At 50.4% G+C, this 26342-nt stretch carries 18 protein-coding genes; 11 read left to right on the top strand and 7 right to left on the bottom strand.

Annotated elements, in window-relative coordinates:
* Nucleotides 1-3: 3 nt before the first annotated feature.
* The 7 genes from rsfS to E5354_RS01140 form a co-directional block, all read right to left on the bottom strand.
* Nucleotides 4-363, bottom strand: coding sequence for a ribosome silencing factor (gene rsfS, locus E5354_RS01170; protein WP_135946129.1), 360 nt, complete (start codon nucleotides 361-363; stop codon nucleotides 4-6).
* Nucleotides 364-471: 108 nt separating this feature from the next.
* On the bottom strand, nucleotides 472-1725 hold the full coding sequence (locus tag E5354_RS01165) for an ABC transporter permease (protein WP_135946128.1): 1254 nt from the start codon (nucleotides 1723-1725) through the stop codon (nucleotides 472-474).
* Nucleotides 1722-2921: a pyridoxal phosphate-dependent aminotransferase gene (locus tag E5354_RS01160; protein WP_123395839.1), complete on the bottom strand. Its 1200-nt coding sequence runs from the start codon at nucleotides 2919-2921 to the stop codon at nucleotides 1722-1724. The genes E5354_RS01165 and E5354_RS01160 overlap by 4 nt, the downstream gene beginning before the upstream one ends.
* A gap of 122 nt (nucleotides 2922-3043) precedes the next feature.
* A complete protein-coding gene (rpmH, locus tag E5354_RS01155; protein WP_121698333.1) occupies nucleotides 3044-3199 on the bottom strand; it encodes a 50S ribosomal protein L34 in 156 nt (51 codons plus the stop codon).
* A gap of 112 nt (nucleotides 3200-3311) precedes the next feature.
* On the bottom strand, nucleotides 3312-4499 hold the full coding sequence (locus tag E5354_RS01150) for a D-alanine--D-alanine ligase family protein (protein ID WP_123395840.1): 1188 nt from the start codon (nucleotides 4497-4499) through the stop codon (nucleotides 3312-3314).
* Between the two features lie 32 nt (nucleotides 4500-4531).
* Complete coding sequence (locus tag E5354_RS01145) at nucleotides 4532-6115, bottom strand: UDP-N-acetylmuramoyl-tripeptide--D-alanyl-D-alanine ligase (RefSeq protein ID WP_135946127.1); 1584 nt, start codon at nucleotides 6113-6115, stop codon at nucleotides 4532-4534.
* 7 nt (nucleotides 6116-6122) lie between these two features.
* The gene (locus E5354_RS01140; protein ID WP_135946311.1) at nucleotides 6123-6887 is read right to left on the bottom strand and encodes an alpha/beta fold hydrolase; all 765 of its coding nucleotides are present in this window, start codon (nucleotides 6885-6887) and stop codon (nucleotides 6123-6125) included.
* Between the two features lie 184 nt (nucleotides 6888-7071).
* On the opposite strand from E5354_RS01140, the gene E5354_RS01135 reads away from it, so the two are divergent.
* From E5354_RS01135 to E5354_RS01085, 11 genes are all read left to right on the top strand, one after another.
* Complete coding sequence (locus E5354_RS01135) at nucleotides 7072-9519, top strand: endonuclease MutS2 (RefSeq protein ID WP_135946126.1); 2448 nt, start codon at nucleotides 7072-7074, stop codon at nucleotides 9517-9519.
* A gap of 62 nt (nucleotides 9520-9581) precedes the next feature.
* Complete coding sequence (uvrB, locus tag E5354_RS01130; RefSeq protein ID WP_135946125.1) at nucleotides 9582-11660, top strand: excinuclease ABC subunit UvrB; 2079 nt, start codon at nucleotides 9582-9584, stop codon at nucleotides 11658-11660.
* Nucleotides 11660-13540 (top strand): YgiQ family radical SAM protein, encoded by a 1881-nt coding sequence (locus E5354_RS01125; protein ID WP_135946124.1) that lies wholly within the window; start codon nucleotides 11660-11662, stop codon nucleotides 13538-13540. The genes uvrB and E5354_RS01125 overlap by 1 nt, the downstream gene beginning before the upstream one ends.
* 73 nt (nucleotides 13541-13613) lie before the next feature.
* The gene (locus E5354_RS01120) at nucleotides 13614-16238 is read left to right on the top strand and encodes a valine--tRNA ligase (RefSeq protein ID WP_135946123.1); all 2625 of its coding nucleotides are present in this window, start codon (nucleotides 13614-13616) and stop codon (nucleotides 16236-16238) included.
* A gap of 88 nt (nucleotides 16239-16326) precedes the next feature.
* The gene (locus tag E5354_RS01115) at nucleotides 16327-17076 is read left to right on the top strand and encodes a YaaA family protein (RefSeq protein WP_135946122.1); all 750 of its coding nucleotides are present in this window, start codon (nucleotides 16327-16329) and stop codon (nucleotides 17074-17076) included.
* Between the two features lie 168 nt (nucleotides 17077-17244).
* A complete protein-coding gene (locus tag E5354_RS01110; RefSeq protein WP_135946121.1) occupies nucleotides 17245-18942 on the top strand; it encodes a DUF5597 domain-containing protein in 1698 nt (565 codons plus the stop codon).
* A 3-nt stretch (nucleotides 18943-18945) separates the two neighbouring features.
* Entirely contained in the window at nucleotides 18946-20661 is a 1716-nt protein-coding gene (locus E5354_RS01105; RefSeq protein ID WP_135946120.1) for a sialate O-acetylesterase, read from the top strand.
* A 22-nt stretch (nucleotides 20662-20683) separates the two neighbouring features.
* The gene (locus E5354_RS01100) at nucleotides 20684-22108 is read left to right on the top strand and encodes an MFS transporter (RefSeq protein ID WP_135946119.1); all 1425 of its coding nucleotides are present in this window, start codon (nucleotides 20684-20686) and stop codon (nucleotides 22106-22108) included.
* A 29-nt stretch (nucleotides 22109-22137) separates the two neighbouring features.
* Nucleotides 22138-23298, top strand: coding sequence for an endo-1,4-beta-xylanase (locus E5354_RS01095; RefSeq protein WP_135946118.1), 1161 nt, complete (start codon nucleotides 22138-22140; stop codon nucleotides 23296-23298).
* A 29-nt stretch (nucleotides 23299-23327) separates the two neighbouring features.
* The gene (locus E5354_RS01090) at nucleotides 23328-24311 is read left to right on the top strand and encodes a glycoside hydrolase family 43 protein (RefSeq protein WP_370455922.1); all 984 of its coding nucleotides are present in this window, start codon (nucleotides 23328-23330) and stop codon (nucleotides 24309-24311) included.
* Nucleotides 24304-26325 (top strand): alpha-glucuronidase, encoded by a 2022-nt coding sequence (locus E5354_RS01085; protein ID WP_135946116.1) that lies wholly within the window; start codon nucleotides 24304-24306, stop codon nucleotides 26323-26325. Before E5354_RS01090 ends, E5354_RS01085 begins: the two co-directional genes overlap by 8 nt.
* The last annotated feature ends 17 nt before the right edge of the window (nucleotides 26326-26342 follow it).

Raw genomic sequence — 26342 nt, 5'->3', positions numbered from 1 at the left:
GTATCAGTCCAGATCGGGGACTTCGGTAATTGCGGCATCGCTCCACAGCTCCTCAAGGTTGTAGTGCTCACGTACATCGGGAAGAAATACATGAACAAATACATCGCCGTAGTCGATTACTATCCACTGCGCATTCTGATAGCCATCGTAGTTATAGGGCTTTATGCCTTCCTGTTCTTGCAAATATTCGCGCACGCTGTCAGCTATTGATGCGACCTGCATAATGGATGAACCTTGACAGATTATGAATTTATTGGTAGAGGCTCCATCTATTTCGCTCATATCCACAATAGTTATCTTCTTACCTTTTCGGTTTCTGATTCCCTCGATTACAAGTGGTACGATATCAATTTGTTTCGTCATACTTTAAGTTAAATACATCTACAAAGATAGTGTAAAATTTTCAAAATTCCTTATGTTAACAAATTTACAACAATTTATAACATTAAATGGGTCATATAAATGTATCATTTATTCATATCTGATGGATTGCGATGGCGATATGGTCGACACCATGTGGCTTGGGGCCAACACCATAAGCCATGAAACCACAAATACACCCACATTCAGTGCAAGTATATACCACCAGTTTATTTCAACAGGCACATAATTGAGGTAGTAGGCATCGGGGTCCAGGGGGAGCAGATGATAGTGCCTCTGCAACACCAGGAAAGTTATGCCCACCGCATTTCCGGCAAGCATTCCCCACAGCACGAGCCGCTGCACGAGATAGATGAATATGCGCCTGACCTCGCCGTTGGTGGCACCGAGGGCTTTCAGGATTCCTATCATGTTGACCCTTTCAAGAATTATTATGAACAGGCTTGATATAAGCGTGAAACCCGACACGAGGGTCATCAGCACAAGTATCACAACCACATTGGTGTCTAGCAGTTCCAACCAGTTGAAATACATCATTCCGGTGTTATGCACACTGTTTATACGGTACATTCCGTCGAGCAATCCATTGTAGGAGGCTCGCATCATTGCATTCTGCAGCAAGAGAGCGTCATCGTCAATCTTATTCTCATCGTTGACACGCAGTTCGATTCGGCTTCCGGCCGATACATCGGCCGAGTTCAATCCTTGAGTCAAAGGCAATGAGCCGAACACATAGAGCTTGTCGTAGTCGCTGAAATGCGTGTCATATATTCCGGCTATGTCAAGTCGTCGCGCACGCACGGCGTTGCCGGTGAAAAAATATGCGTTTATGCGGTCGTCGACTCCAAGATTCAGAGCATCGGCCATGCTGCGTGATATGACTACACGATTTTTATCAGAATCGTCACTGTAATCGGGAACACACCCTTCAACAAGGTTGCTCTTGACAAAATCCCACGCGGCACCCGGTTGCATACCCTTTACGACAACACCCTGATAGTCGGTATCAGTCTTAAATATGCCCGGTTGTTCAAGCACAAGAGCCGCCGAGGCAAAAGCCTTGGTGTCATCTATCACTTCACGAAGTTCGGGCGTAAAAGAAAGCAGTCCGGACTGGCTTTCATATTCGTCGGCCAATCCGGGCAATATCATGACATGGGCGTCAAAGCCCATGACCTTGCTGCGTATTTCGTTCTTAAATCCGAGCACGACACACATCGCCGTCATCATGATGACAAGCGACAACGCGATGCCGGCAATAGCGATGACGATACTCGGCGACACTCCCGACGAGCCGTCGTCCTTGAAGCGCAAGCGCCGTGCTATCAGAAGCTCATAACTCATATAGTGCGTCCGGGGTAAGCCTTCAGGGCCTCTTCAAGCACCTTTATGGCCTTGGCAAGCTCTTCCTTGCAAAGCACGTAGGCCATGCGGACTTCATTGCGCCCCATGCCTTCAGTTGTATAAAAGCCCGAGGCCGGAGCCATGAATACCGTCTGTCCTTCGTAATCGAAACTTTCAAGACACCATTCACAGAATTTGTCGGCGTCATCAACCGGAAGCTTGACCACCGTATAGAATGCACCCATGGGTATGGGGGTGTAGCACCCGGGGATCTTGTTCAACTGGTCGATGAGGAATTTACGTCTTTCAACATACTCATTGTAGGTGGCGAGCATATAGGACTTGGGGGTGTCGATTGACGCTTCGGCGACAATCTGTCCCAACAATGGAGGACTGAGGCGAGCCTGACAGAACTTCATCACATTCTTCTTAAGCTCCTTGTGCTTGGTAATCAGCGCACCTATGCGTATTCCACATTCGTTATATCGCTTCGACACCGAATCGATGAGCACAACCTGCTCCTCGATGTCGGGCAGATGGAATGCCGAGATGTAAGGAGCTCCCGTGTAGCAGAACTCGCGATACACCTCATCGGAGAACAGGAACAAGTCGTGTTTCTTGACCAGGTCCCTTATCTGAAGCATCTCTTTCATCGTGTAGAGATAGCCCGTGGGGTTGTTGGGGTTGCATATAAGTATGCCCTTGGTCTTGGGAGTTATCAGCTCCTCAAACTTTTCAACAGGAGGCAATGCAAATCCTTCGTCGATGCTAGACGGCACAGTGACAATCTTCGCGCCGGCTGAAATTGCAAACGCCATGTAGTTGGCATAGGCAGGTTCCGGAACGATTATCTCGTCGCCCGGGTCAAGACAGGCCATAAAGGCAAAAAGCACAGCCTCGGAACCGCCTGTAGTGACTATTATGTCGTCGACTTCAACATCAATGTTGTAGGTTCCGTAATATTGCTTCAGCTTTTCACGCAACGACAACAATCCGTCGGAAGGGCTGTATTCGAGAACTTTTCGGTCAATATGCTTAAGAGCCTCAAGACCCTCCTCGGGGGTGGGCACATCGGGCTGTCCTATATTCAAATGATAAACTTTAACACCGCGATTCTTTGCAGCATTAGCGAGGGGCACAAGACGCCTGATAGGCGATGCCGGCATAATGGTTCCTCGTTGTGAAACTTGTGGCATAACAGATAATCTTTTTTACTTCACAAAAGTACAAAAAATATTTTTACATTTATTCATACGAGGCATAAAACAACACGGGGCCGCATTAAATGCGGCCCCGTGTTGTTTAGGTGGCTACAGTATTATTTGCGAGCGATAGTGTCGCTTACTGTAAGATGAGCACGACCCTTTGCACGACGACGAGCGAGAACCTTGCGGCCATCGGGTGTAGACATACGTTCACGGAATCCGTGCTTGTTAACTCTTTTTCTGTTAGAGGGTTGAAACGTTCTTTTCATCGTTTTATAATTGTTTTATTTGTTATCAAGATGCATAAAGCGAGTGCAAAATTACATAAAACATTTGATTATTGCAACTTCATCACACATTTTTTCTTGCAACTGCAAAAAATCAACCTTTTGACTTGACTCCTTTTGCGCCTTTCACGCCGCCTCCAAGACTGAAAATGTTCTGGTCGTAGCTTACCGTCTTCATGCCTTGTTCACGCTTGCGCTTCAAAGCAAGCTGTACAAGACGATCCATCAGCTTGTCAAACGGAATTCCCGTAGCCTCCCACAGGTAGAATGACAGCGAACCGGGAATTGTGTTTATCTCGTTGACATATATCTCCTTTGTGTCATCGTCGACAATAACGTCAACTCGGCTCACACCGTGACATGACAACACGCGGAATGTTTCACCGGCAAGGAAGCGTATGCGGTCGCTCATCTCCACCGGCAGGTCGGCCGGGATTCGCTTCTGTGAAGCCTGCATTCCCTTTGCGCTCTTTGTACCGCCCATGTATTTGTCCTCATACGAGAGAATCTCACCGCTCTTGATGGGCTCCTCGCACACCGATGTCTGATAATCGTCACAGTCACCCAGAACCGAGCAATTGATCTCCTTAAGGTTGTCGACCATGTGCTCTACGATTATGCGGGTCGAGTATTTTTCAGCTACATCAACCTTCTCGATCAGCTCCTCGCGGTTGGCCACGCGGCTTATACCCACGCTCGATCCGAGATTGGCGGGTTTCACAATCACAGGGTATCCGAGTTTGTCCTCAATCTTCTTTATGAGTTCATCTCGGCGGCCAAACCACTCCTTGTCGGTAAACCACACGTAATCGACTACAGGAATGTCGCATGCCTGCATTATCATCTTCATGGTTATCTTATCCATGCCGTTGGCGCTTGACAACGTGTCACAGCCGGCAAAGGGGATACCTATCGACTCAAGCACGCCCTCAAATATACCGTCCTCGCCATTGGAGCCGTGGAGAACCGGTATTACCACATCAAGCTTGGTAACAATGGGCGAGCCAAACATCTTGCGATTTCTCTTATACAGATTATAGTCGCCATACACAGGCTCCATGTAGACGGGCTCACACTGTTTCAACAAAGCGGGTACATCGCGATAATTGGCGACATCGAAAAGAGCGTCACCTGTGTACCATTGACCCTGCTTGGTTATATATATGGGCGTAACATCATATTTGTCACGGTTGATTGCATGCATTGCCTGCGAAGCCGATATAACCGATATCTCATGTTCGGTAGAGCGTCCGCCAAAAAATACTCCTATGTTTGTTTTCATCCTATATTTTATGTTTTATTACGTTTGTTCTATTATTTGAATGTATCGGGAAGATCGTTTTCATACAGCACCGTGTCGCCCGGCTTTACCATCGAGCCGAGCACAATCTGCGCTTCTTTGAACGAATCCACCACTTTAACCTTCTCTTCGGGCATATCGGCCGACTTTAATCCCTCAAGAATAGCGTCACGGTTGTACTCGCCAACAATTATGGCGACATCGGTCGAAGCCGCGATGTGTCGTCCGAGTTCGGCATTATACTCATGTTGCTTGTCGCCGAGCTCTATCATTCCGGGGGTTATTACTATACGCTTGCCCTTTGTCATTCCGGCAAGCACATCAAGTGCCATTTTTGAGCCGGTTGGATTGGAATTAAACGCATCGTCAATGATCGTAATTCCACCGGGGGTGCGCTTAAGGTTAAGTCGATGCTCAACCTGCTCGATTTTGGATATGGCATACTGTATCTTATCAACAGGAACCTTTAGATAGAGGGCCACAATGACAGCGCCCATGAGGTTGGAGATGTTGCACTCCCCTACAAGTCTTGTGTGGAATGAAAATTCTCCTTCAGGGCCCTGCATAGAGAAGCTTGTGCCGGTTTCGTCGTACACCACCGATGTTACACGGTAATCGGCATTGTCTACTGCCCTCACTGCATATCGTAGAGCCTTTACATTGTCGACTTTGCGCGATGCGGCAAAGGGGAAATCATCGTTTATTACCGCAAGGCCGTTTTCGGGCAACGAGTCGACAAGCTCAAACTTGGTGCGCTGCACATTCTCTATGGTCTTGAACGATTCGAGATGTTGCTCGCCTACAGCCGTCACAATACCTATCGTCGGATGCACGAGGTCGCATATCTCCTTTATGTCACCTATGTTTTTGGCACCCATCTCGCAGATAAATATTTCATTGTAGGGCTTCATCATCTCACGCACTGTGCGTATCACTCCCATAGTCGTGTTATAGCTTCCGGGAGTCATCAACACATCGTATTTCTCACTGAGTATTCGGTTGAGATAGTGCTTGGTGCTCGTCTTTCCGTAACTTCCGGTCACGCCTATCACAGTCAGGTCGGGCATCGATCTCAGAATCGAAGCCGCCTCATTGTAATACTTCCTGTTAATCGACGCCTCAACAGGCTTGAGCAATATTCCCGACAGCATAATGATTGCATGCGACATCGCGAATATAACCAGGAGAGCCACATCGACTACATACCAGCTCTTCCATATAAACCATGCGGCGACACAGATGCCTACCGACAGTAACGATGCGACAGCGAAGATGCGCTTTACGCGGTTGGTCCACACGAGAGGCTTCTTATAACGCGCCACTATCAGCTTGCCTACATTGATGCACAGCGGAATCAACGCCACACAGCAACAGAACATATACGACAGCTGCGGCACAAGCATCACCATTATGGCGATATAGGTCAGCAACCTCACAAGCGAAGTTGTGTCACCGCTTGTCGACAGCCAGCGCATGTAACGCTCGTTACGGTAGCTGTTTTGCTGATACATCATGAGGTCACGCTTAAACTCGTAGAAAAGATTGACCACGCCTGCGACCAGCAACGTAATCACGAATATAATGCTGAAATCTATCATAATAAAATCATGAATTTAGGAAACTGCGCAACACCGCAGCAAATTGATAAGGATTGTCAAGGAAACTGTAATGTCCGCATCCGGGAAACGACACAAGCCCGGCATTGGGAATGTGCTTCTCCATATACTTGGCGTCGGAAAGCGGAGTTGCCGTGTCATTTTCGCCCCACACAAGCAATGTTTCGGCCTTGATCGACGGCATCACGCTCTTGAGGTCTTCGTTAACGACCTTGCTGAGTATGGCGCGCATCATCGGTGAAGCCTGGGCATAGTCGCTTGAACCCACCTTGCTGCGATAGGCATCAAGCTTCTTCTCAGCCTTTTCACGGCCGAGCGACATGTAGAGCAACCTCTTCCACGCTTTATAAGAATATACTTTAACGTAATATTTCATCGAACGGCGGGGCTTTACACCGGCGGCATCTACAAGAATGAGCTTGTCGACATCGTCATGACGCGATGAATAGAGAATCCCCACTCGACCGCCAAACGAATGTCCGAGAAGCGACGGGCGTTCAATGCCCTCGCGGTTTATAATCTCTTCCAAAACCCGGGTGTAACGCTCAATGCCCCACACCTCACCGGGCTCCTGCGACTTGCCATGACCGGGAAAGTCGATATTATATACTTTGTGGCTTTCAAGCGCAACCTTCTCGACCGATGCGAGTGTAGTCGTGTTGCATCCCCAGCCATGCATGAGGATGAGCGGCTTCCCTTCGCCTTCTACCGTGTAGTGTACTTTCACGCCATCAATTTCGGCATACTTTTCCATATTGACTGCAAAGGTAGCATTTGGCATCGTGAATAAAAAACTTTTAATGTCCAAAACATTTCATATAATTGAAAATATCTTAATTCTAACATTAAATGACGCTCAACCTCCACCCAACATCAACAGCCTTCATTGAAAATAGCGGTAAAATTCATAACTTTGCATAAATTATACGTATAGTACAGTGATATATCCCGATTCATTTGAGAACAAAATAGGATTCAACACAGTGCGCGGGCTGTTGAAGGAGAAATGTCTTTCGACTCTCGGCACTGCTTTCTGTGACGACATGTGCTTTTCGACCGATTTCGATGTCGTGAAACACAAGCTCAACTCAACATCCGAGATGGTTGAAATCATCTATTCAGGCGATGATTTTCCGCTGTCGGGGCTGCATGATGTGAGCCGTCACATAGCTTCGATACGCATTCCCGGAACATTCATATCGGCTCCCGACCTGCTGCAAGTGCGCCAATCGCTTGGCACGGTGGCCGAATTGTCACGATTTTTCAGCAGCAAACGCGGAGAGAACGGCTCACAATACCCGCATCTCGACTCGGTAGCCTCACGCCTTGAACCGTTTCCCGAAATAATATCGCTCATCGACCGCGTCATCGACCGATTCGGAAATGTCAAGGACAATGCGTCGACCGAACTGCGGAACATTCGCTCGCAACTTGCCTCAACATCGGGAGCGATAAACTCGATGATGCGCAAAGTGATTGCCCGTGCCGTGCAGTCGGGTTACATCGAGGCCGACACCACTCCGTCGATGCGTGACGGCCGACTGGTAATACCCGTTGCCCCGATGAACAAGCGTCGCATCAACGGAATTGTGCATGACGAGTCGGCTTCAGGCAAGACGATATACATCGAACCGGCTGAAATCGTGGAGGCCAACAACCGAATACGCGAGTTGCAGATGGAGGAGCGTCGCGAGATAACACGCATACTCATGTCGATAGCCGACGACCTGCGCCCCCACGCCGACGACATATTGTCGAGCCTGACAATCGTAGGCGAAATCGACTTCATCCACGCCAAGGCTCTGTTTGCCCGCGAGATAGAAGCCAATCTTCCCGTATTGGAGCAAGAGCCCGAAATCGAATGGTATCACGCCACTCACCCGGTGCTACTGCTGTCGCTACGCCGTCAAGGCAAAGAGATAGTTCCGCTCGACATAACGCTCTCGGGCACTAATCGCATACTGATTATCTCAGGTCCCAATGCCGGAGGCAAGTCGGTATGCCTTAAGACCGTAGGCATAGTGCAGTACATGGCGCAGTGCGGAATGTTACCACCACTGTATGAAAACTCCCACGTAGGCATATTCGATGACATATTCGTAGACATAGGCGACGACCAGTCAATCGAGGACGACCTCAGTACCTACAGCTCCCACCTGCGCAACATGAAGTATTTCCTTGCCAAGGGAAAACAAAGCACTCTCATCCTAATCGATGAGTTCGGAGCCGGCACTGAACCTCAGATAGGTGGAGCCATAGCACAGGCCATTTTGAAGCAATTCAACGACAAGCACATTCGCGGTGTGATAACTACACACTTCCAGAATCTGAAGCACTTCGCCGAGGACACCGACGGACTCATAAACGGCTCTATGCTCTACGACCGGCACCTGATGCAGCCTATGTTCAAGCTGTCGATAGGTAATCCCGGAAGTTCATTTGCGGTGGAGATAGCGCGCAAGATAGGCCTGCCCGAGGTCATCATAACCGACGCCGAACAGATAGTGGGAAGCGACTACATCAATATGGACAAATATCTGCTTGACATAGCACGCGACAAGCGATATTGGGAGAACAAGCGAATGTCGATACGACAAAAGGAGAAAAAAATCGACGAGCGACTGGCTCAATATGAGGAAGACGCGACACAACTGCGTGAAAAACGCCGTGAAATAATCAATGACGCAAAGGAGGAAGCACGACGCATACTTGAAGGCAGTAACGCTTCAATCGAGCGGACAATCCATGACATAAAGCGCGCGCAAGCCGACAAAGAGAAAACCCTCGAAGCGCGAAAGAAGCTTCAGGAGGCCAAAGAGCATCTGCTCGACGATAACGGCAACGAACATCCTCTGCTGAAAAAAGCGCCGAAGAGCAAAAAGGAGAAGGTCAAGACCAACCGCAATTCCGATGACCGCCCCATAGCCGTGGGCGACAACGTGAAGCTCGACGGACAAGGCACCGTGGGAGAAGTACTTGAAATCGAAGGCAAAAACGCCACTGTAGCATTCGGTGCGATAAAGACACGAGTTAAGACCGACCGACTGAAACGCACCCTTGCTCAGGCTCAATCGGGAGCCAAGGCCAACGCCTCGATTGTAAGCGGAGCGACATCCGACAGCCAACGCGCGCGTCAGCTCAACTTCAAACAGGAGATCGATGTGAGAGGAATGCGTGTCGACGAAGCCGTCCAGGCACTCACCTACTACATTGATGACGCGATACGCTTCAACGCCGGTAAAGTAAGGATACTGCATGGAACAGGTACAGGCGCTCTGCGTCAATATCTGCGACAATATCTCGACACTGTGCCGGGCGTTAAGTCCTATTACGACGAACATGTACAATTCGGAGGCGCGGGCATAACCATTGTCGACCTCGAATAACCTACATATTCGATTATTTTCATTAAATTTGTAATTTAGCAATCTCTCAATCAAAGTCGACAATGAATTTCAGGCTCGAATCACAATATTCACCCACCGGCGATCAGCCCCAAGCCATAAAGGAGCTTGTCGACGGATTAAAAGCTGACACCAAGGCGCAGACACTTTTAGGTGTCACCGGTTCGGGAAAGACCTTCACGATGGCCAATGTCATCGCACAGATCAACAAGCCTACGCTGATATTAAGCCACAACAAGACCCTCGCGGCTCAGTTATACGGTGAGTTCAAGCAATTTTTCCCCGACAACGCCGTGGAGTACTTCGTTAGCTACTACGACTACTACCAGCCCGAGGCCTACATACCCACAACCGACAAGTACATCGAGAAGGATTTGATGATAAACGACGAAATCGACAAATTGCGACTTGCCACCATTTCGGCGTTACTGTCGGGGCGAAGTGATGTGATAGTAGTTTCATCGGTGTCATGCCTCTACGGTATCGGTAATCCCGAGGATTTCCACAGCAGCGTCGTCAGCATAAAGGTGGGCGACAAGATTGCACGTAACGTGTTTCTGCGCAAACTTGTCGACGCACTTTACAGCCGTAACGAAATCGACCTGCAACGCGGCAACTTCAGGGTGAAAGGTGACACTGTAGACATTCGCCTCGCCTACGAGGAGATAACGCTGCGTGTCATATTCTGGGGTGACGAAATCGAATCAATCAGCACGATACATCCCGAGGACGGAGTGTCGCTCGGTACACATGACCGGTTCAACATCTATCCGGCCAATATCTTCGTGACATCACGAGAGCGCGTGGGACAGGCTATAGCGCAGATGGAGCTTGACCTCGGAGAGCAAGTAAACTATTTCAAGCGCGAAGCCAAGGAGCTTGAGGCAAGCCGACTCTACGAGCGCACGACCTACGACATAGAGATGATACGCGAAATAGGCCACTGCTCGGGTATCGAAAACTACAGCCGTTATTTCGACGGTAGAAAACCCGGCATGCGCCCGTTCTGCCTTCTCGACTACTTCCCGAGGGACTTCCTCACCATTATCGACGAGAGCCATGTCACCATACCTCAGATAAGGGCCATGTACGGCGGTGATGTGTCACGTAAAATGAACCTTGTAGAGTATGGCTTCCGACTTCCATCGGCTCTCGACAACCGTCCGTTGAAATTCAACGAATTTGAAGAGCTTACCGACAAGACTATATATGTCAGCGCAACACCGGCCGACTATGAACTTGAAAAGAGCGAAGGAGTCATCGTGGAGCAGATAATACGCCCTACCGGACTTCTCGACCCGCTGATAAGCGTGCGTCCGTCACTGAATCAAATCGACGACCTGCTCGAAGAGATACAATTGCGCATCGAGCGTAACGAGCGCGTGCTTGTCACCACGCTCACAAAGCGAATGGCCGAAGAGCTGAACGAATACATGCTCAAACTAAGAATGAAGGCGGCCTATATACATAGCGATGTCGACACACTCGACCGCATAAGGATTCTCGACGACCTGCGAGCCGGAAACTACGATGTGCTCATAGGTGTGAACCTGCTTCGCGAGGGACTCGACTTGCCGGAGGTTTCGCTGGTAGCGATTCTCGACGCCGACAAGGAGGGATTCCTGCGCAGCCACCGCTCGCTGACACAGACTGTGGGTCGTGCCGCACGTAACCTGAACGGAACCGTGATAATGTATGCCGACAAAATAACCGACTCCATGCGTCAGACAATCGAAGAAACCGAACGCCGACGCGCACTGCAGCTCGCCTACAACGAGGAGCACGGAATAACACCGCAGGCAATCGTCAAGGCCCGTCAGGCTATAATCGGCATAGACGAAATCGACGACAACGGCTCGACACCGCATCGTCAATCCTCGTCGAATGCGCCCAAGAAGCGTCATCAGGCCGAAAGCGTTCCCTATCTGCAGGAGTACACCAATACCGTCAACATCGCGGCCGACCCGATCATACCTTACATGAACAAGGAGGAGATGCAACGCGCCATCACCCGACTGCGCAGCGAAATGGTAGAGGCTGCCAAGCGAATGGAGTTCATGGAAGCCGCCCGAATGCGTGACGAGTTAATGAAAATGGAGGAACAACTTAAATCCATGGATTAATGAACGACTCAGTTTACCGAAACTCATCGGAATGGCTTCCGACCTCGGCCAAGGAGGTGGAAGCTCTCGGATGGGACTACATAGATGTAATAATTTTCTCAGGTGACGCCTACGTTGACCATCCGTCATTCGGAGCCGCTGTAATAGGCCGCACGCTCCAGGCCCACGGCCTCAGAGTGGCCATAGTCCCGCAGCCCAACTGGCGCGACGACCTGCGTGACTTCAAAAAGTTGGGTCGTCCACGGCTTTTCTTCGGAGTGTCGGCCGGCGCGATGGACTCGATGGTAAACCACTACACCGCCGCACGACGCAAGAGAAGCGATGACGCTTACACGCCCGACGGCCGTGCCGGAATGCGCCCCGACTATCCGACCATCGTATATTCACAGATATTAAAGCAGCTCTATCCCGATGTTCCCGTGATAGCGGGAGGCATCGAAGCATCACTTCGCCGTGTGTCACACTACGATTACTGGCAGGACAGGCTGCGTCCTTCGATACTTGTCGACGCACCTGTGGACATGATAGTATATGGAATGGGCGAAATACCCGTGACGCAAATCGCCGACCGCCTTGCTGCCGGCGAATCACTGTCGTCGCTCACCGACATTCCGCAAACAGCTCTACTGCTTCCCGCCGATGTCACGCCGGCTCCCGACAACGACAACATCATACTTGCCTCATTTGAAACATGCCTGCGTGACAAGCGCAGCCAGGCTACCAATTTCAAGCATGTGGAGCAACAGTCCAACCGAATGCACGGAGCTACCATCTGGCAGCCTCACGGCAACAAAACGGTAAAGATAAACCCCATGCTACCTCCGATGAGCACCAAGGAGATTGATGCGTCATTCGACCTGCCATACACAAGATTGCCGCACCCGCGCTACCGCAACAAGACAATTCCGGCATGGGAGATGATAAAGCACTCAGTAAACCTGCACAGAGGATGCTTCGGCGGATGCGCGTTCTGCACCATTTCGGCCCATCAAGGCAAATTCATTGCGTCACGAAGCAAGGAGTCGATTCTGCGTGAAGTAAAGCAGGTAACGCGAATGGCCGACTTCAAAGGCTACATAAGCGATCTCGGAGGCCCGTCGGCCAATATGTACCGCATGGGGGGCCGTGACCTGTCGGTGTGTGAAAAGTGCATGCGCCCGTCATGCCTGCATCCCAAACCGTGCCCCAACCTCAACAACGACCATGCACCGCTGCTTGACATATACAAAGCCGTTGATTCCCTGCCCGAGGTAAAGAAATCATTCATCGGCAGCGGAGTGCGTTACGACCTGTCGATGCACGAATCGGGCAATGAGCAGATCGACCGCACCAACCGCCGCTACAATGAGGAGCTGATAACCCGTCACGTGTCAGGACGGCTCAAAGTTGCGCCCGAGCACACAATAGACCACGTGCTCGACATCATGCGCAAGCCTTCGTTCAAGCAGTTCTATGAATTCAAGAAAATATTTGACCGAATAAACCGCACACAAGGCCTCAAGCAGCAACTTATACCCTACTTCATCTCCTCACATCCCGGATGCCACGAAATAGACATGGCCGAACTCGCTGCCGAAACACGCGACCTCAACATGCACCTCGAACAGGTGCAGGACTTCACGCCCACGCCAATGACCGTGGCCACTGAAATATACTATACAGGCTACCATCCCTATACGGGAGAGAAAGTATATTGCGCCACCCGCCCCGAAGAGAAACAGTCGCAACGAAGATTCTTCTTTTGGTATGACCCGGCCTATCGCGCCGAAATAACGCGGGCACTCCAGCGATTACATAGACCCGATATAATCAGGAAACTGTTTCCCGCCTACCGCGACCCACGCCAAAACGACCGCAACAAAAGCAAGAAGCGTCGATAAAATTGTCTATCCCATAATGCTATGTAGATAGAAATTTGTAATTTTGCACAAAATTTAAAAAAGCATATTCCCGATGAACGAGTTAGCAAAGACTTATAGTCCTGCCGATGTAGAGGACAAATGGTACAGCTATTGGATGGAACATGATCTGTTCAAGTCAGTACCCGATGAAAGAGAGCCCTATACCATAGTGATTCCACCGCCCAACGTTACCGGAATCCTTCACATGGGCCACATGCTTAACAACACGATTCAAGACATCCTCATACGCCGTGCAAGAACTGAAGGCAAAAACGCCCTGTGGGTTCCCGGCACCGACCATGCCGCAATTGCAACCGAAGCCAAAGTGGTGGCAAAGCTCGCCAAGGACGGCATAAAGAAAAGCGACCTCACCCGCGAGCAGTTCCTCGCCCATGCATGGGACTGGAAGGAAAAATACGGAGGCACAATACTTGAACAGCTCAAGAAGATAGGTGCGTCATGCGACTGGAGCCGCACGGCTTTCACCATGGACGACATCCGCTCCAAGAGCGTCATCAAGGTTTTCTGCGAACTCTATCGCAAGGGACTCATCTATCGCGGAAAGCGAATGGTGAACTGGGACCCCAAAGCATGCACCGCACTCAGCGACATAGAGGTAATATATAAGGAGGAGCACAGCAAGCTCTACTACCTGCGTTATCACATCGTAGGTGAGGACGGTTATGCCGTGGTAGCCACCACTCGTCCTGAAACAATAATGGGCGACACCGCTATGTGCATCAACCCCAACGACCCGAAAAATGCACATCTGCGCGGAAAGCGCGTGATTGTTCCCCTCGTAAATCGTGAGATACCGGTAATCGAGGACGACTATGTCGACATTGAATTCGGTACAGGCTGCCTCAAGGTAACTCCCGCCCACGACATGAACGACAACATGCTCGGTGCAAAACACAATCTTGAAACCATCGACATATTCAACGACAACGGAACGATAAGCGAAGCTGCCGGAATGTATGTGGGCATGGACCGTTTCGAGGTGCGCAAGCAAATCGCCAAAGACCTTGAAGCCGCCGGCCTGATTGAAAAGATTGAAGATTACGAAAACAAGGTGGGATATTCGGAGCGCAACCCCGACACCGCCACCGAACCCCGACTCTCGGACCAGTGGTTCCTGAAGATGGACGAAATATCGAAGCCCGCCCACCGCGCCGTGATGGAGGATGTAATCAAATTCGTTCCCGAGAAGTTCAAGAACACATATAATACATGGATGGCCGAAATCAAGGACTGGTGCATATCACGCCAGCTCTGGTGGGGTCACCAAATACCGGCATACTATCTGTCGGACGGAACATTCGTAGTAGCCGAAAACCCCGAAAAGGCTCTCGAAGAGGCTATGAGCGTAACAGGCAACGCTGCACTCACGCTCGACGACCTGCATCAGGATGAAGATTGTCTCGACACATGGTTCTCATCATGGCTATGGCCCATATCGCTGTTCAACGGCATTCTGGAGCCCGGCAACGAGGAGATTAAGTACTACTATCCCACAACTACACTCGTCACAGCCCCCGACATCATATTCTTCTGGGTGGCTCGAATGATTATCGCCGGATATGAATTCGTGGGCGAGATGCCGTTCAAGAATGTCTATTTCACAGGTATCGTGCGCGACAAGATAGGCCGCAAGATGTCGAAGCAATTCGGCAACTCGCCCGATCCCTTCGACCTCATAGCCGCCTACGGTGCCGACGGTGTACGCATGGGATTGATGCTCGCCGCTCCCGCCGGAAACGATGTGCTGTATGATGACAAACTATGTGAACAGGGCCGTAACTTCTGCAACAAGATATGGAACGCCTTCCGCCTTGTCAAGGGATGGGAAGTGGCCGACATGGAGCAACCCGAAAGTTCAAGCATAGCCACTCGCTGGTTTGAGGCCAAGCTCAACGCGACAATGCTCGAAGTCAAGGATCTCTTCGACAAGTTCCGCATATCGGAAGCCCTAATGGCGATATACCGACTCTTCTGGGACGAATTCTCGTCATGGTACCTTGAAATGGTGAAACCCGCCTATGGACAGCCCATCGACCGCACCACCTATAATGCTACGCTGCACTACTTCGATGTACTGCTGCGACTGCTTCACCCGTTCATGCCCTTCATCACCGAGGAGCTTTGGCAGCACCTTCAGGAGCGCACACCAGGCCAATCGATCATGTATGCCCTGCTTCCCGATGTAAAGGAGTACGACAAAGCCGCCGTAGAGGCCATGGAGCATGCCAAGGAGGTGGTAATAGGAGTGCGCGGAGTGCGTGCCGCAAAAAACATCTCGCCGCGCGAAACACTCGTGCTGAATGTAATAGGCGACTGGAAGAGTGCTGAAACTCCCGTGATAATGAAGCTTGCCAACCTTTCGGAGATAAACTCAAATGCCGAAAAGGATGCAGCTGCAGCAACCTTCATGGTAGGAACTATGGAATTCAACGTTCCGCTGTCGGCCAACATCGATGTAGCCGCCGAGCTTGAAAAACTTAACAAGGAGCTCACCTACTATCAGGGATTCCTCGCTTCAGTGATGAAGAAACTCGGCAACGAGCGATTTGTCAACAACGCTCCCGCCGCCGTAGTGGAAGCCGAGCGCCGCAAACAGGCCGATGCCGAAACCAAGATCAAGAATCTTGAAGAGAGCATTGCCGCCCTCTCAAAATAATCGTATTCCGATACATACACAACACCATTACACCCCAAGAGCATGAACATGCGCCTCTTGGGGTGTGTTTTTAATTAAAACCAACACCATGCAGATACTCATAGCTTGTGCAAAACTGATGGATACCAAAGGTGTCCCTGCACTGAAATTTGCCACAAAGCCTACATTTGAACGCGAAGCGCTTCACAACGCAGCACAATTGTCGCAGTACAGTGTCGACGAGCTGCAGCAGATGCTTAAAGTGAATCGGGCGATTGCCGTGGAGAATCATCTGCGCTATCAGAATTTCATCGTAGAATCAACACGCCGACCCGCCGGACTGATATATGACGGCATGGTGTTCAAGAAACTCGACCTCGCATCATTTACCGAGGGGGAACTGCTATATGCCAACGACCACCTTAATATTTGCTCTTTCCTCTACGGACTCTTGCGTCCGCTCGACAACATAAACCCATATCGCCTTGAGGGCAATGTAGAGTTGCCCGACAACGGAGGCGTAACCATGACCGACTACTGGCAACCCATATTGACCGAATATCTGATCGATAAAGTTAAGGCCGACGACGGCATTCTCGTTAATCTCGCAAGCGAAGAGATGAAATCACTATTCGACTGGAAAAAAGTGAGCAGTGAACTGACGGTGGTATCTCCGGAGTTCAAAGTCGACAAAAACGGTAAGCTCCGCACGATAGTAATATATGCCAAAATGTGTCGCGGTGCCATGAGCCGATACATACTTAAGAACCGCATTACCGACATAGATTTGCTGTCATCGTTCACCTACGACGGATTCCGGCTCATCGAGAGCAAACCTCGCTTATTATACGCATTATAAGCGTTTTTGAGAATATGTTGTACAACATAAATGTTACGCGGTCAAAGAATTTTGTTACAACCTGCAGTACCATGTTACACATTTAAGCCTCTTTTGATACACTATTAAGTGTTAAAATCGATTCATTAAGATTAAATTTGTAATTGAATATATCAATCACTTTCTGCAATGAATCGATTAGCCATAATTCTGTCAGTATTTCTGATTTCGTTATGCCGGGTGAATGCAGCCGATGTTAAGCTGCACAGCAAAGGCACGGCGACACAATTGACCGTAAACGGGAATCCGTTCATTGTCCTCGGAGGAGAGCTCGGCAACAGTTCGGCATCATCGCCGGCCGACATCGAGCGAATATTTCCGAAGCTCCGACGCATGAATCTCAACACCGTGCTTGTCCCTGTGTATTGGGACCTAATCGAACCCGAAGAAGGACGATTTGACTATTCGCTAATCGACAAGACGATCGATGAGGCACGGAAAAACGATTTGAAAGTCATATTCCTCTGGTTCGGAGCATGGAAAAACTCCATGAGTTGCTATGCCCCGACATGGTTCAAGGCCGATTATAAAAAATATCCGAGAGCCTATACATCACTCGGCAAACCGCTTGAAATAGCAAGCGCATTCTCCGAAAACGTATTCAAAGCCGACAGCAAGGCATTTGAGTCGTGGCTTAAGCACGTTAACGACTACGACAACGACGGCACTGTGCTGATGATTCAAATCGAGAACGAAATCGGAATGCTTGAGGATGCACGCGACTACTCAAAAGCAGCTCAGAAGGAGTATGAAAAAGGCGTGCCCGACCAACTGATGTCACACCTCCGCAAAAATCGCTCCACCCTGCATCCGTCACTGCTTGAACGCTGGAAACAGAATGGCGAAAAGGCTTCGGGAAGCTGGCGCGAAGTATTCGGCGACGACATATACAGCGACGAATATTTCATGGCATGGAACTATGCACGTTACGTTCAACGCATGGCCGAAACAGCTCGTAAGTCCATCGACAGGCCCCTATATGTAAACGCCGCAATGAACAGCCGCGGCCGCAAACCCGGGGAATATCCGTCGGCAGGCCCTCTGGCCCATCTCAAGGACATCTGGCATGCAGCAGCTCCATCAATCGACCTGCTTGCTCCCGATCTTTACGACAAAGGGTTCATCGACTGGACGGCACAGTACCGCACAGTCGACAATACGCTGTTCATTCCCGAAATAAGACGCGCCGACGGCAATGCGGCTCAGGCATTCTATGTAATCGGCGAGCATGACGCATTGGGATTCAGTCCGTTCTCAATCGAAAACGGCAGCGACTCTCCCGATGCTCCATCGGTTAAAGGATACGCCAAACTGCGTGAACTGATGCCCCTACTCACAGCGCATCAAGGAACCGGCAACATGAACGGACTATACTTCGACAACGACTCAACTGAGCGTATAATTCATCGCGACGGAATGAAAATAACGGCCAACCACTACTTCACCCTCCCATGGGATCCGCGAGCCACCGACGGCAGCGAATGGCCTGCAACGGGAGCGGTGCTTATCCGTCTTGCCCCCGATGAATACGTGTTGGCCGGAACCGGAGTTGTCGTAAAGTTTGAAAACGACGATGAAACGACCATAAAACAGAATCTCGGCGAGGACGGATTTCTAAACGCCGGCAGCGACCGCAAATCGCCCGCTACATGGAGCGGCACCAAGCGCATCGGCCTTGCATCGGTCGATGAAGTTGCCATAAATTACGACGGAACAATGAAATACGTTCGACGATACAATGGCGACGAAACCCATCAGGGACGCCACGTACGCATTGGAGTCGATGATTTTCAGATATTGCACATAAAACTATATCAATACAAATAGATAATGAACCAATCGCAGAAATACCTATCAATCGCATTAGCGACATTGACTGCGCTGAGCTTTTCAGTCGATGCCAAGGTAAAATTGCCGGGAATGATATCGTCGGGCATGATTGTCCAGCGGGAGCAGCCCGTAAAGTTATGGGGAACAGCCGATCCCGGAGAACCTATAAACGTAAAAGTAACCAATAGCAAGAATAAATCGACAGGTCCCCGCAAAGGAGTCGACACTACAGCCGACAGCGACGGAAAATGGTCAATTGAATATCCTGCATTGAAGGCGGGAGGCCCCTATACTATAACCATCAACGATGAAGTGGTCAACGACGTGTTGTCGGGCGATGTATTCCTCTGCTCGGGACAATCCAACATGGAACTTCCGGTAGGACGTGTCACCGACATGTTTGCCGATGAAATAGCATCCTACGACAATCCGTCGATACGCCAGATAATCATACCTCAGGTTGTGGAGTTTCACAAGCCGCTTGACGACATAAATCCGTCGCAGTGGAAGCCTGTCAATGCCGAAAACGTAATGTCGTTCTCGGCTCTCGCATATTTCTTTGCCAAGGATCTGTATGAGAGAACCGGAGTGCCTGTGGGCATCATAAACTCAAGCTGGGGCGGAACTCCTGTCGAGTCATGGATAAGCGAAAAGAATCTTGCCGAGTTCCCTCGTGCGCTCAACATCAAGCGCATATATGAGGATGACGGCTATCGCGACCACATCAAGCGACTCGAAGGCGAAAACTATGCTCGCTGGAATGCTACAATGTATGCCAACGACCCGGGACTGCAAGAGCCGGTAAAATGGTATGACCCCAACTACGACGACTCATCATGGGTGACCACCGACCTTATCACGGGAACAATGACCGATGGAACCGTAACCGGCGACGACCGCCACAATGCATGGAAAGGCAACGACCAATGGAGCAACGACGGCCTCAATCCAGTCAACGGCTCTCACTGGCTGAGAAAGAATATCACCCTGCCGGCGTCAATGGCCGGAAAGCCCGGCGTAATACGCCTTGGATGCATAGTCGATGCCGACTCGGTGTATGTCAACGGAAAATTTGTAGGCACCACATCTTATCAATATCCTCCACGCATTTACAACATCCCCGAAGGATTGCTTAAAGAGGGCGTCAACAACGTTACCGTACGTGTCATAAGCCAGAACGGCAATCCGCACTTTGTGGCTGAGAAGCCCTACAAAATAATCGCAGGCGGCCAGGAGGTTAGCCTTGAAGGCAAATGGCGTTATCATTTGGGAACGCCCATGCCTGCAGGCCCGGCAATGGAATTCTACTGCTACAAGCCTACCGTGCTTTACAACAGCATGATAAACCCGCTCATCAACCTTCCCGTAGCAGGCGCAGTGTGGTATCAGGGAGAATCCAATGTAGAACGTTGCAATGAATACTGTCAGCTCCTTAAGACCATGATAGCCGACTGGCGCGAGGCATTCAACGATGACGACATGCCCTTCTACATTGTCGAGCTCGCCGACTTCCTCCATCCGAGCGACCGAAGAGGCCGTGACGCATGGGCCGAGATGCGAAAGGTGCAGGCACAAGTGGCCGATGAAGTACCTGGTGCGACCCTCATCAAGAACTCCGACCTCGGAGAATGGAACGATATACACCCCCTTGACAAGAAGACACTTGGCAAGCGTGTAGCCGATGCAGTAATCAACAATATTAACATAACAAAATAAACTAACCTAAACAACCATGGATATGGAAATGTCAATCAAATCCGATGCAGTGCAGGCTTCTGACAAAGGCTTCTATAAGCTGAGTTGGACACAGCGTATCGGTTTCGGCTCTGGCGACTTGGCCCAGAACCTTATCTACCAAACTATCAGCATGTATTTGCTGTTCTTCTACACCAATGTTTACGGACTCGATCCCGGTGTGGCAGCTATAATGTTCCTGATTGTAAGAATCGTGGATGTAATCTGGGACCCCTTGGTGGGCACATTTGTCGACAAGCACGATCCCAAGCTCGGTAAATACCGCGCTTATCTGATACTCGGCGGTGTGCCGTTGACCGGATTCGCAATCCTCTGCTTCTGGAACGGATTCTCAGGTTCATTGCTTTATGCCTATATAACTTATGTGGGCCTTTCAATGTGCTATACCCTTGTCAACGTGCCCTACGGAGCATTGAACGCATCACTCACCCGCGACACCAATGAAATCACGATATTGACATCGGTGCGTATGTTCATGGCCAATGTCGGCGGTCTTGCAGTGGGTATGGGTCTTCCTATCGTTGTAAAGCTCTTTGACCCGTCGGAAACTTCCGACCTCTCTTCAAGCGACTCTGCATGGTTCATCACTATGACCATCTACGGACTCGTTGGTCTTGCCCTGCTCATATTCTGCTTCACCCAGTGCCGCGAACGCGTGGTAATGGACAAGAGCGAAACCGAAAATGTTAAGGTGTCCGACCTTTGGCTGGAATTTGTACGCAACAAACCTCTCCGAATCCTCGCCTTCTTCTTCATCACGGCATTTGCCATGATGGCAATCGGCAACTCGGCAGGAGCCTACTACATCAACTACAATCTCAGCGGTACAGCCGGCGAACTCTCAATATTCATGGGACTCGGCTCTATCCCTGCATTCATTTTCATGCCCATGATACCTGCCATCAAGCGCAAGGTCGGCAAGAAGGGAATGTTCTACATCTTCCTTATTACAGCTATCATCGGCATGGCCATGCTCTATGTAATATCAATGGTCGACTCGCTTAAGGAGCACATGATGCTCGTGTATATTGCACAGTTTGTAAAGTCAACCGGTGTCATCGTAGCCACAGGTTACATGTGGGCTTTGGTTCCCGAAGTAATATCCTACGGCGAATACACTCACGGTCGCCGCATATCGGGTATTGTAAACGCCCTTACAGGTATCTTCTACAAGGCCGGTATGGCTCTTGGAGGCGTTGTTCCCGGACTCGTTTTGGCATTTGTCGACTTCAACAAAGATGCAGCTCAGCAGACTCTCTTCGCACAGCAGGGTATTCTGTGGCTGGTTGCCGTTATCCCGGCCATTCTGTTGTTGCTCGCCATGTTCATTATTTCAAAGTATGACCTTGACGACGAGCGCATCGACCAGATCAACAAGGAAATCGAAATGAAACATAATAATCAATAACCAATCATCAAAAACACAAAAAGACAACAATGAAGAGCAAAGTAATCTTTGGCCTTGCATCAATGGCCGTGGTAGCATCAGCAGCATTCAGCTCATGCACTGAAAAAGCAGCCCCCGAACCCACATTGAAGGAAATGTTCCAGGACAAGTTCCTCATGGGAGTTGCCATCAACGAAAATCAGGCGAGCGGACTCGATTCACTGGGAGCCGCCACAGCTGCAAAACACTTCAACGCCATTGTTCCTGAAAATGTAATGAAGTCGGCCGAAATTCATCCCGAAGAGGGCCGTTACAATTGGGAAGCAGCCGACCAGTTCGTTAAGTTTGGCGAAGACAATAATATGTTCATCGTGGGTCACTGCCTTATATGGCACTCGCAGCTCGCTCCTTGGTTCTGCGTAAATGACAAGGGCGAACTCGTAGACTCGGCCACCCTCAAGCAGCGCATGCGCGATCACATCCACACTGTAGTTGGCCGTTACAAAGGCCGCGTAAAGGGTTGGGATGTTGTCAACGAGGCAATCGTCGAGGACGGCTCATTCCGCAAGACTCCGTTCTATGAAATACTTGGCGAAGAGTTCATTCCTCTTGCATTCCAGTATGCACATGAGGCCGACCCCGATGCCGAACTTTACTACAATGACTACGGCATGAACGTTGAAGGCCGTCGCAACACAGTTGTACGTGTCGTAAACGAGATGAAGAATCGCGGACTTCGCGTAGACGGTATCGGAATGCAGGCTCACATGGGTCTTGACTATCCCGACCTCAACGAGTTTGAGGAATCGCTCATGGCATTTGCCGGAACAGGTTGCAATGTCATGATAACCGAATGGGACATGAGCGCACTCCCCACCCTCACCCAGTCGGCCAACGTAGGCGACACAATAGCAGCAAAGGCCAACATCAATCCCTATGCCGACGGACTTCCCGCTGATGTAGCAGCCCAGTGGAATGACCGCATGGAGGATGTAATGCGTCTTCTTCTCAAGCACTCCGATGTCATTTCACGCGTAAACGCATGGGGTGTAGCCGACGGCGACTCTTGGAAGAACGATTGGCCCATCCCCGGCCGTGTCGACTATCCTCTTCTCTTCGACCGCAACTATCAGGTAAAACCGTTCCTCGCCGCTTCACTCGAGCCCGAAGTCGAGAATGTCGAGGAGGCACCTGCAGAATCAGCTGAATAATCAACCAACATAAAAAATTTTAAAACATCATGACTAAAATGAGATATCTGGTCCCCGAGGACTACATGGCCGACCCGGCAGTACACATTTTCAACGGACGAGTTTACATCTATCCTTCACATGACTGGGACAGCGGTGCCGGAGAGAATGACAACGGCGACCACTTTGAGATGCGCGACTATCACGTTTTCTCAACCGATGACATAATAGAAGGCAAAGTCGTTGACCACGGCAAGGTGCTTGATGTCGACGATATACCCTGGGCAGGACGCCAGCTATGGGACTGCGATGTAGCTGAAAAGGACGGACGTTACTACATGTACTTCCCCTTGAAGGACAAGAACGATGTATTCCACATCGGTGTAGCCGTTTCCGATCGTCCCGAAGGCCCGTTCACACCCATGCCCGACCCCATCCGCGGAAGCTACTCTATCGATCCGGCAATATTCCGCGAAGGCGATGACTACTACATGTATTTCGGCGGACTTTGGGGTGGTCAGCTCCAGCGTTATCGCGACAACAAGGCTCTTGAAGAACCGCATCTCGAACCCGACGAAATGCCGGCAATTCCCTCACGCGTCGTTAAATTGTCTGACGACATGCTGCAATTTGCCGAAGAACCGCGTCCTATCGTGATTCTCGATCCCGAAACAGGTGAGCCTCTGAAGGCCGGCGACAACTCTCGTCGCTTCTTTGAAGCCTCATGGATGCATAAGTACAACGGCAAGTACTACTTCTCCTATTCAACCGGCGACACCCATCGCTTGTGCTATGCAGTGGGCGACAATCCTTACGGCCCGTTCGTTTATCAGGGATGCATCATGACTCCGGTTGTAGGCTGGACCACACATCACGCTATTGTTGAGCACAAGGGTCGTTGGTACATATTCCACCACGACTGTGTGCCTTCGGGTGGAAAGACCTGGTTACGCAGCCTTAAGGTTGCCGAGCTCGAATATGACGACGAGGGTCGCATCAAAACCATCGACGGCGGAGGTTCGGGGGATGAATAAACTGAAATCCTTAATCCTCGCCGTTACGGCGATACTTACAGGAAGCGCAGCATGGGCCTATGACGGCTCATGCTTGTGGCTTTCAGGGGCTGACAACGACAATCAGGCCGTGATAACCGTGCCAAAATCCAAAAGCCCCACGGTAGCCATTGCGGCCGAGGAGCTGAATAAATCTTGGCATGGCGAACCTTTGCGCCTTGAAATAAAACGCGACAAGCATCTCGGCAATGAAGGATTCCGGGTGTACCGCGACAAGAAAGGACTTGTCCTGTCGGCCAACAACGACCTTGGCCTGCTCTACGGCAGCTATGCCTTGCTTCGCGACAATGCGGCCGGCAAGGCGATTGCTCTTAGAGAGGAAACCCCGGCCTACAATGTGAGAGTGCTCAACCATTGGGACAATCTTGACGGGACAATCGAACGCGGATATTCGGGTCACAGTATATGGAACTGGGACGAATTGCCCGATGTAGTGTCACCTCGCTATCGTGAGTATGCAAGAGCCAACGCCTCGGTGGGCATAAACGGTGTTGTTCTTAACAATGTCAATGCATCATCCAAGATATTGAGCGCCGAGTACCTTGCCAAGGTTGCCAAGATTGCCGATGTGTTCCGTCCCTATGGTATAAAAGTATATCTGTCGGCCAATTTTGCCGCACCCATGCAGCTTGGCGGCTTGAAGACCGCCGACCCTCTGGAGCCCGAGGTTGCAGCATGGTGGAAAGCCAAAGCCGATGAAATATACAAGTTGATTCCCGACTTCGGAGGTTTCCTTGTCAAGGCCAACTCCGAAGGTCAGCCGGGTCCATGCGACTTCGATCGCACTCATGCCGAAGGAGCCAACATGATGGCCCGCGCATTGAAACCCCACGGAGGCATAGTGATGTGGAGAGCTTTCGTATATTCTCCGGCCGATGCCGACCGTGCAAAGCAAGCCTACATCGAGTTTCAACCGCTCGACGGCAAGTTTGACGACAATGTGATTGTTCAGATTAAGAACGGCCCCATCGACTTTCAGCCGAGAGAGCCCTACAGTCCATTGTTCGGTGCAATGCCCCAAACCGACCAGATGGTGGAGTTTCAAGTCACTCAAGAGTATCTCGGACACTCCAACCACATAGCTTATCTCGCTCCGATGTGGACCGAATTTTTCGACTACGTGTCACCTTCGTCATTGAAGGCGATTGCAGGAGTGGCCAATGTGGGCAATGACACCAACTGGACAGGCCACCCCATGGCACAGGCCAACTGGTATGCCTTCGGTCGACTTGCCTGGAATCCGCAGCTCAGCAGTGAGGAGATAATCGACGAGTGGATGCCGATGACGCTGAACTATCCCGAAAACACTCCAAAGGAGGTGACCGACGGACTCAAAAAGATGATGCTCGACAGCCGCGAAGCTGTTGTCGATTACATGATGCCTCTCGGCCTTCATCATCTGTTTGCATTCGGCCATCACTACGGTCCCGAACCGTGGTGTGACATAAAAGGCGGTCGTCCCGACTGGATGCCACCCTACTATCATCGTGCCGACTCTGCAGGCCTGGGATTTAACCGCAGTTCTTCGGGTAGTAACGCTGTAGCTCAATACCCCGCCCAATTGGCAAAGAAGCTTGACGACATCAACACATGTCCTGAAGAGTTCATTCTGTGGTTTCACCATGTTCCCTGGGATTTCAAGATGAAGTCAGGTGCTACATTGTGGCAGGAGCTATGCAACCGCTATCAATCAGGTGTGGAAAGCGTTGAAACCATGCAACGCCAATGGACCGCAGCAAAGCCCTACATTGATCCTGAACTGTGGAACGATGTAAATGAGCGGCTCATGACCCAGGCACGTGACGCCAACTGGTGGAGAGAGGGCTGCCTGCTCTATTTCCAGCAATTTTCAGGAATGCCTATTCCCGACAATGTTACACCGCCCGTACACACTCTTGACCAGCTCAAGGGGATTAAGCTCGGCATTTCAAATTATGAATGTCCCACCCCCGAGCTTCTGAATTCAAAAAGATAACGACACCAATCGTTTCT

The organism is Muribaculum sp. NM65_B17 (genome assembly GCF_004793735.1).
Taxonomy (GTDB): domain Bacteria; phylum Bacteroidota; class Bacteroidia; order Bacteroidales; family Muribaculaceae; genus Muribaculum; species Muribaculum gordoncarteri.
This window is presented reverse-complemented; position numbering and strand designations above follow the sequence as displayed.